Here is an 8,869-nt window from a genome sequence, read left to right as displayed (position 1 = left end):
CGGCGCAGGTATTCCATCAGCACGAGCGAATGCTTCTGCTCCTCGAAGAACCACACGCTCATGAACGCGGAAAAGTCGCTGTCGTGCCGGTTGTCGCGCAGGAACATTTCCGTCGCGGGCAGCGCCGACCATTCGGTGATCGCGTTCATCCTGATCGTCTCGGCCTGCTCGTCGGTGAGCAGCGACGCGTCGAACCGGTTCCACGGAATGTCCGTCTCCATGTTCCAGCGCACCACTTCCAGCGACCTGAATAATTCCGGATAGAGCATCGTCGTCACCATCGTTGAACAACGTTCCGGCACGGCACGCACGCGGGCGGCCGGCCCCGTCGCGGTCATGCCGATTGCGTGGACGCCGGCGCCGCCGTTTCGGCATCGGGCGCACGCTCGTCCGCATCGTCGTCCACCGTGCGCGGCGCCAGCCTGCCGCGCAGCAGCGCGTAATAGAACTGCCGGTACGTGCGGTGGTAATAGCGGATGCGCGGCCCGATCGCGCCATGCAGGTCGTGCAGCCGCTCGATCGGCAGGTTCGGCATCATGTGGTGCTCGACGTGATAGTTGTTGCCGTTCGTGAACCACGTCATGAACGCGTTGCTCTCGATCGTCCGCGTGTTGCGGAACGGGTCGGTGCTCGTCAGGTCGCAGCGGTAGTGCTCGGGCATCTCGACCAGTGCATGCACGGGCGCGGCGACGAACACCAGCGGCACGACCCACACCCACACGGCAAACCACGTGTGCAGCGCGACCGACACGCCGGCCAGCAGCGCGATCGCCGCGACCATCAGCAGGTGATCGCGGCGGATCGCGCGCGACACGAGCGGGTTGTCGCCGAAGCGCGCCCCCGGCACGACGAGCTTCGCGACGTTCTTCGCGAACTGGATATAGTGCGCGGCCATCGACAGCCGCCACGCCCACAGGCCGAGATTGACGACGGGGCTCGCGCCGTACTGGTCGCCGTAGTCGAAGAACTCCTTGTTCTCCGGCGTGCCGAGCAGCCGGTGATGACGCAGGTGGCTGTCCTGGTACGCGTGGAACGACACCAGCATCGGCATGCCGAGCAGCACGCCGAACACCATGTTGAGCCGCTTGCTCCGGAACCCCTGGTAGTGCAGCGCCTGGTGCTGCAGCTCGACGCCGTGTGCGTACATCGCGCCGATCAGCAGGATCCCGACGATCTTCAGGATCACATACGTCGACAGCGCGAACAGCATGCCGTGCGCAATGAGCGCAACGTATACCGCGAGCTTCAGCGAGAAGACGACGCCGCTCGGGCGGCTCTTCATGTCTGCAACCGGTTTCTGACGGGCGACAAGCGATGAGGTGACGGACAAGACGCTCTCCTTGAGCCGGACCCTGCCCGGCGCCATGACACGGCGACGCTGGCGCGCTGCCGGGTTGCAATTCTTCTGTGAGTCGATGCTTCGGACAAACGAATTTTCCGAACGCATTGCATGACGCCCGCGCATGAGCGCACCACATCGTGAACTAGACGACCGGTCGAATGCGTACCGGCCATTCACCCGGCGCGGGTTCAGATGCATACGTGCGGGGCAAACACGAGTGGATGCGTGCCGCTCATGCATAGCCTGCAAATATTCCGTTTGTCGTGTCATGTCGATCCGGTAAGAATCCCCCTCACTCGACGAACGGCGCCGCCGGCACCGTGGCACGAGCGGCCGTGTTCCTCAACGGGAGATTCTCGTGACGAAGTGCGCATCCACCATTCATCGCCTGATCGAATCGCTCGAGGACGTCGCGGGCGCCACGCATCGCATGACGTTCGTCGACGAGGCCGGCAACGAGGCAGGCATCACGTACCGGCGCTTCGCGGAAGAAGTGTTTCACCAGGCCGGCGCGCTGCGTGAACTCGACGTGCGCGAGAACGACCTGGTGATGCTCGCCTTGCCCGCGTCGGTCGAGCACGCGGTCGCGATGATGGCCTGCGTGATGACGGGCGCGCTGCCCTGCACCGTGCCCGTTCCGGCGCGCCGCGCCACCGCCGGCAGGCAAGTGATCGACGTCGCGTGCGAGCTGTATCGGCCGCGCCTCGTCATTGCCGCCGATGCACAGGCCGCCGCGTGGCGCGACGACGCGTTTCCCGCGGCATCGACGCGCGTGGTCGATCTCGACACGCTGTCGATCGCCGCGGATGCCGGCGCGCGCGCACTGATCAGCGCGAAGAGCGGCCACGACCCGCATCACGTGCAGCTCACGTCAGGCTCGACGTCGCACCCGAAAGCCGCCGTGCTCAGCCACGAGAACGTGATCGCGAACGTGCTCGGCATCGGCGGGTCGGTCCGCTTCGACATCGCGGCCGGTGACGGCACCGCCTCGTGGCTGCCGCTCTATCACGACATGGGGCTGCTCACGCTGCTGTCGAACCTGCACTACCGCGCGCCGCTGCTGATGATGCAGCCGAACAGCTTCATCCGGAATCCGCTCGGCTGGCTGAAGCGCATCGCGTCGGCGCGCGCGACGACGACGTCGGTGCCGACCTTCGCGCTGCGCTACTGCGTGCGCCGCTTCAACGCCGCCGCGATGGAAGGCGTCGACCTGTCCGCGTGCCGCAACATCTTCATCGGCGGCGAACGCGTGGACGACGCGACGCTGCGCGACTTCGCCGCGACGTTCGCGCCGTACGGCCTCGCGGCATCGGCGCTGCAGCCGTGCTACGGGATGGCCGAATCGACGCTCGCGGTATCGATGCATCGTGCGTGGCATGAAGGCACGGTGGACGGCGCACCGTACTTGATCGCCGACACGCTCGACCGGCGTGCGCTGATCGAGCGCCGCGACGCGCAACCGGCCGCCGCGAACGACGGCGCCGACACCGAGACCGAAACCGTGCTCGCGATGGGCACGCCGATCGACGGCATGGCCTTCCGGATCCTCGACGACGGCGACCACGCACTCGCGAACCGCGCCGTCGGCGAAGTCGCGATTCGCGGCACGTCGGTGATGCTCGGCTACCTGAATCCCGACGACGGCTCGATCGCCGCGCCGCTGACGGCCGACGGCTGGTTCCGCACCGGCGACATCGGCTACGTCTCGGACGGCCAGCTCCATATCCTCGGGCGCAAGAAGGAAGTCATCATCATCCGCGGCAGCAACTATTTCCCGCACGACATCGAGGAAGCGCTGGCATCGCATCGCACGCTGCGCAAGAGCACGTGCATCGCGTTCGGGCTGCCCGACCCCGAGACGGGCACCGAGCGGCTGGTCGTCGCGATCGAGGCGCGGCCCGCCGACGCGACGCCGCAGACGCGTGCCGAGTGCCAGCAGCTGCTCGCGTCGCGCATCGGCTTCGCCGCGCAGGATCTGTGCTTCGTCGAGCCCGGCTCGTTGCCGCGCACCACGAGCGGCAAGCTGCAGCGCCTGAAATGCCGCGACCTCTATGCGAACGGCGCGCTGCCTGTCATCCACGCAGCGGCGGCAGTCGAAACCGGCCAGGGAGCGTACGCATGACGGCCGCCCCGCTCACGCCGGTGCTCGAGCTGCGCGACGTCACACGCGTGTACGAGGGCGCGGGCCGCGTCGTCGCGGTGCGCGACGCGTCGATCTCGATCGGCCCGCGCGACGTCGTCGCGCTCGTCGGCCCGTCGGGCAGCGGCAAGAGCACGCTGCTCAACCTGGCTGGTTTTCTCGACGTGCCGAGCAGCGGCGAACGCTGGCTCGAAGGCCATCGGATCGACGACGCGCCGGACACGCTCGAACGGATCCGCCGCGAGCGCATCGGCTTCGTGTTCCAGCAGTTCAACCTGATTCCGGTGATGTCGGCGCTCGAGAACGTCGAGCTCGGCTGCTTCGCGTGGGGCACGCCGCGCACGCGCCGCGAGCGCGCCCGCGCGATGCTCGACGCGGTGGGACTCGCCGCGCGCGAACGCCACCGCCCCGGCGAGCTGTCCGGCGGCGAGCAGCAACGGGTCGCGCTGGCGCGCGCGCTCGCCAAGGAGCCGGCGATCGTGATCGCGGACGAGCCGACCGCCAGCCTCGACAGCACCAACGCGCGCGCGGTGGCCGAGTTGATCCTCGACACCAACCGCACGCTGGGCACCGCCTTTCTGATTGCGTCGCACGACGATCGTCTGTGCGCGCACCTGCCGCGCCGTATCGAGATGCGCGACGGCGTACCGGGAGTGAATCGTGAACTGGTCGACGTTTGCGTGGCGTAACCTCTGGCGCAACAAGCGCCGCACCGTGCTGACGATGGCGATGATCGGCGTCGCCGCGTTCGCGTCGAGCCTCGCGCTCGGCTACGTGATCGCAACCTTCGACGCGGTGCGCGAAGGCTCGATCGACAGCGGCGTCGGCCACGTGCAGGTGCTGCACCATGGCTATCTCGACCTGATCGGCGAACGGCCGCTGCAGTACGGGCTGACCGCCGACGAGCAGGCTGCCGCCGCGCGCGCCGTCGCCGCGCTGCACGGCGTCGCCACCACCGCGCGCGGCATCGACTTCGACGGGCTGATCTCGAACGGCGATCTCAGCTACGGCTTCGTCGGCGAAGGCATCGAGCCGAACCGCGAGCCGCCCGGCTTCTTCGACTATCACACGGTGCTGTCGGGCCGCTACCTGTCGCCCGCGAATGCCGGCACCGAAGTCGTCGTCGGCGCCGAACTCGCGCGCAAGCTCGGCGTGCACGTCGGCTCGGTCGTGCAGTTGATGGCCTCGACCGCGCACGGCGGCATCAACGCGACCGACGCGCAGATCGTCGGCGTGATGAGCACGGGCAACAAGGACGTCGACGAACGGATCGTCGACGTGACGTTCGCGGCCGCGCAGGCGCTGCTGCGCACCGACCGCGCGTCGCGCATCGCGGTGTTCCTGTCGGACACGGCGCACACGCCGTCCGCCGCCGCGACGCTGCGCGCCGCGCTGCCCGCGCTCGACGTGAAAACCTGGGACCAGCTCGTGTCGCTCTATCACCAGGTCGTCGCGCTGTACAAGAACCAGTTCTCGGTGTTCGGCGCGATCCTGTGCGTGACGATCCTGCTGTCGATGAGCAACTGGATCCTGATGAGCATCGTCGAGCGCCGCCGCGAGATCTCGACGCTGCGCGCGCTCGGCGTGCCGGCCGCGACGGTGCGCGGCGTGCTGATCCAGGAGACCGCGTTCCTCGGCCTGCTCGGCGCGGCCGCCGGCATCGCGGCGGCGCTGCTGACGATGGTTGCGCTCAACCACGCGCAGATCCACCTGCCCGCGCCGCCGGGCCGCGTGAAGCCGATCCTGCTCGAATTCACGGTTTCGCCGGCCGCCGTGGCCGCCGTCGAAGGCGCGTTCGTCGTGCTCGGCGTGGCCGCCGCGCTGCTCGCGACGCTCGGGCTCGCCAAACGCAACATCCTCGAAGGACTCGCCCCATGAACCGCATTCGCCTGATGGTCGCCGCGCTCGTCGCGTGCGCGCCGCTCGCCCACGCAGCCGACGCACCGGCGGCCCAGACCATGCTCGCCCGTGCCGACGCGTACCGCAGCACGGCCGCCGATACGCAGACGAACATCCAGATCACGAACGAGGTCGGCGGACAATCCGGCGACGCGACGCGCTATCTCGTCTACACGCGCGGCAACGGCGACACGCTCGCGCTGACGCGCAGCGGCGAGAACGACGGCCAGAAGTATCTCGCGACGACGCGCGGCCACTGGTTCTACGTGCCGAACACGCGCAGCGCGGTACGCATCAACGGGATGCAGCGGCTGCAGGGCGAGGTCGTGATCAGCGACATCACGCGCACGCACTGGGCGGACAGCTATCGCGCGTCGGCCGCGCCCGGCGCGACGACGATCGCCGGCAAGCCGGCCACCGAGCTCGACCTGACCGCGACCGATCCCGACAACGTCTACCCGACGATCAAGCTGTGGGTCACGCCCGACACCGACGTGCCGGTGCGCGCGCAGTTCTTCCTCGCAAGCGGCCTGCTGTTCCGCAGCGCCGATTTCTCCGCGCCGGTCGATGCGAACGGGCGCAAGGTGATCCGCAAGATCACCTATCGCAACGAGATCGAGAAGCAGCGCGCGAGCGTCGTCGACATCCTCGACGGCCAGCCGCGCAAGATTCCGTCGGGCTGGTTCAACCCCGACACGCTTGCCGATGGCCAGTGACCACGACGCCCATGCCGACGCCCGTCGTGACCGCCCTCGTCCCTCGCCCGGCCGCCTCCGGCGCGGCGTCGTACTCGCCGTTCCGCTCGCGCTCGGCTGCGCGCTCGCGCACGGAGAATCGCTGATGGAACAGTTGAGCACGCTGAACGGCATCGCCTACGCACGCTCGGTCGACAGCGTGGACGGTCATGCGCTGCTCGGCAGCCTGATCGGCGACCAGCCGCGCAACCAGCAGGAAGCGGGCCTGCTCGCGCGCATCGACGGCGAGAACCTGTTCCTGAACGCACGCGCCGTCGCGAGCAACCACTCGCTCGGCGCGCAGGCCACCCGCTTCAACGAGGCCGGCGTGCGCTACGCATTCGACAACGGCATCACGCTCACCGCCGGCAAGCGGATCGACCCGCTCGACACGTCGCAGGCATTCTTCCCGCTCGGCTTCTTCCAGAAGCGGGCCGCGACCGCCGACATCTACGACCGCTACGGCGACGTCGAAGGCACGCCGCTCGTCGAAGCGAAATGGGCCGGCGAACAGGCCACGCTGCAGTTCATCGCCGGCGAGAACCGCACGCTGCGCAACGACGTCGACAACCGCGACGTGCAGGGCGCGACGCAGCTCGTGCGCGGCGCGTACAACTGGTCGGGCGGCTCGGCCGCGCTGCTCGCCGGACGTCATGCGGGCCGCGGCGGCGCGGGCGCGACGCTGTCGTTCGACGTCGCGCGCTCGAACACCGTCTATGCGAGCGCGTGGCTCGAACGCGGCACGACACGGCCGCTGCCGGCCTTCATCGCGAACGGCACGCCGCTCGATTCGCCGGCTGCATACGACGCCGTCGATCGCCGCAACGACCGCCAGGTCATGTGGCGCAGCGCGGTCGGCATGCAGAGCGCCTTGCCCGGCAACCTGTCGCTGATCGTCGAGTGGTCGCACGACGAGGCGCGTTACGACGCGAACCAGTGGCGCCGGATGGTCGGCGCGGTGCGCGCGAACAACGCGCTGCTGCCCGTCGCGCCCGGCCCCGCGCTGGCCGGCCTCGGCGGCACCGCCGATTTCGTGAGCGCGGACGGCAACCTGCGCGACTACCTGTTCGCGCGGCTCGGCAAGAAGATCGGCCGCGTCGAGTATTCGCTGCGCGGCGTCTATTCGCCGCAGGACAAGGGCCTGCTCGCAATCGCCCAGGTCGTCGCCGACGTGAACAAGCGCGTGAGCGTCGATGTCGCGCTCACCCGCGCGTTCTCCGACAGCAATTCCGAGTACCGGATGGTCGGTCTCGGCACCCGTATCGACGCCGCCGTGCGCGTGCGCTTCTGACAGGAACCCCGCCCCATGTCCACGCTTACCGTCCCCGCTTCGTCCGCCGACCTGCCGCCGCCGCTGCTGCTGCGCGTGGCCGGCCAGGCCGCGTATCCGGTGCTGCGGCACCTCGACACGATCGGCACCATCGGCACGCCGCCGCGCGCGGCCGCCCGGCTCGTCGAGGCGGCCGCCGTGCGGCTGCTCGACAGCGAGATGGTGATCGCGCTGCGCGCCGCCACGCCGGACGTGCTGCCCGATTCGTCCGCGTCGACGCCGCTGCGGCACGACGAGGCGCCGCTCACCGAAGCGCTGCTCGGCCAGATCGAACGCGAAGGGTTTCATCACCTGTTCAAGCCGTTCATGCGCGCGTTCATCCGCATCATGTTCGGGCTGTTCTTCTCCGACGACCAGAACCGTCGCGCATGCGACTGCATCGACAGCGGCCACAACTTCGCGTTCCTGATGAGCGACGGCGGCGGCCCGACCCTCGCCGCCTGGCGCACGGTCGTGCGCAGCGACGACAACGGCCTTGCGCTCACCGTCGACAAGGTGTGGGGCATCGAAGCGCATCGCGACTGCATGGCGGTCGTCGCCGCGCGGCTGCCGGGCGTGATGTTCCCGGCCGCGTACCTCGTGTGGCCCGACGAGTACCGCAAGCTCAAGCGCACGACCTGCGGCGCGCCGTTCCTGGCGGGCAACCTGCAGCTCGCGAACGTCGGCGGCCAGGTGCGCGTGAGCGCCGAGGATCGCCTGCGGATCGGCGGCCCGACCGTGTTCAACAAGTACCTGACCGTCGTGCGCCCCTACTTCGTCCGCGCGCTGATGGCGCACGTCGAATGGCTCGCGCAAACCGGCCGCGTCGAACTCGACGCCGACGCGCGCGCCGTCCACCGCTTCATCGCGGACGCCGCGCGCAGCCAGACCGACGACGCGCACTACAGCTTCGGCAAGGTGCAGCGCGTGCTCGCGATCAAGCTGCTGTCGAACGAGTTCCTGACGGCGCTCGTGCGCGACGGCCGGGTCGCGACGTTCGACGACCAGCGCGACCTGCTGGCGTTTTCGAAGATGGAAGGCAGTTCGTACCGTTGTTATCACGAGCTTCGCAAGAGCCTGCGCTGCGAAGCCGGCAGTTGACCCACGCGACAGGCCGATCGATCCCGATCAACCCACTTCATTACCAGGAGCTCCTCTCATGACGACCCAGAACGTTCCGGCCGACGCGCTCGACATCCTGTCCCGCGAAGTCGCGAAGATCCTCAATGTCGAGACCGTCGACACCGACGCCGGCATCGGCGAACTCGGCATCGATTCGCTGAACATCGTCGAGCTGATCGTGTTCTGCGAACAGCTCTACGGTTCGATCGACCCGGAAGCGCTGAACATCACGCAGTACACGACGCTGCAGCAGCTCGACGCGCAACTGCGCAGCCAGCAGCACGCCGCCTGACACGACGATGCTCGCGCCCCTTGCGACCGTG

General features: G+C 68.7%; 8 protein-coding genes and 1 pseudogene. 7 read left to right on the top strand and 2 right to left on the bottom strand.

Annotated features, from left to right (window positions below; genetic code table 11):
• A pseudogene (locus tag ABY44_RS06380) lies at positions 1-269 on the bottom strand (ferritin-like domain-containing protein); the annotation flags it as partial.
• A gap of 65 nt (positions 270-334) precedes the next feature.
• Positions 335-1,282: a fatty acid desaturase family protein gene (locus tag ABY44_RS06375; RefSeq protein WP_060170302.1), complete on the bottom strand. Its 948-nt coding sequence runs from the start codon at positions 1,280-1,282 to the stop codon at positions 335-337.
• A 418-nt stretch (positions 1,283-1,700) separates the two neighbouring features.
• Between ABY44_RS06375 and ABY44_RS06370 the strand changes: the two genes are divergently transcribed.
• From ABY44_RS06370 to ABY44_RS06340, 7 genes are read left to right on the top strand one after another with little or no spacing between them, the layout of a single operon-like run.
• On the top strand, positions 1,701-3,464 hold the full coding sequence (locus ABY44_RS06370) for a fatty acyl-AMP ligase (protein ID WP_060170300.1): 1,764 nt from the start codon (positions 1,701-1,703) through the stop codon (positions 3,462-3,464).
• A complete protein-coding gene (locus tag ABY44_RS06365) occupies positions 3,461-4,171 on the top strand; it encodes an ABC transporter ATP-binding protein (RefSeq protein WP_060085965.1) in 711 nt (236 codons plus the stop codon). The genes ABY44_RS06370 and ABY44_RS06365 overlap by 4 nt, the downstream gene beginning before the upstream one ends.
• Entirely contained in the window at positions 4,143-5,360 is a 1,218-nt protein-coding gene (locus ABY44_RS06360) for an ABC transporter permease (RefSeq protein ID WP_060170296.1), read from the top strand. The genes ABY44_RS06365 and ABY44_RS06360 overlap by 29 nt, the downstream gene beginning before the upstream one ends.
• Positions 5,357-6,097: an outer membrane lipoprotein-sorting protein gene (locus tag ABY44_RS06355; RefSeq protein WP_021161211.1), complete on the top strand. Its 741-nt coding sequence runs from the start codon at positions 5,357-5,359 to the stop codon at positions 6,095-6,097. Before ABY44_RS06360 ends, ABY44_RS06355 begins: the two co-directional genes overlap by 4 nt.
• Complete coding sequence (locus ABY44_RS06350) at positions 6,087-7,406, top strand: hypothetical protein (protein WP_060170294.1); 1,320 nt, start codon at positions 6,087-6,089, stop codon at positions 7,404-7,406. The genes ABY44_RS06355 and ABY44_RS06350 overlap by 11 nt, the downstream gene beginning before the upstream one ends.
• Positions 7,407-7,421: 15 nt before the next feature.
• On the top strand, positions 7,422-8,525 hold the full coding sequence (locus tag ABY44_RS06345; protein WP_060170292.1) for a hypothetical protein: 1,104 nt from the start codon (positions 7,422-7,424) through the stop codon (positions 8,523-8,525).
• A 58-nt stretch (positions 8,526-8,583) separates the two neighbouring features.
• Positions 8,584-8,838 (top strand): acyl carrier protein, encoded by a 255-nt coding sequence (locus tag ABY44_RS06340; RefSeq protein ID WP_006481176.1) that lies wholly within the window; start codon positions 8,584-8,586, stop codon positions 8,836-8,838.
• Positions 8,839-8,869: the final 31 nt, after the last annotated feature.

This window comes from Burkholderia sp. ZZQ-2, assembly GCF_050768715.1.
In the GTDB taxonomy this organism is placed as follows: Bacteria; Pseudomonadota; Gammaproteobacteria; order Burkholderiales; family Burkholderiaceae; genus Burkholderia; species Burkholderia cepacia.
The sequence above is the reverse complement of the archived record's forward strand: the minus strand, read 5'-3'. Positions and strand labels throughout refer to the sequence as shown.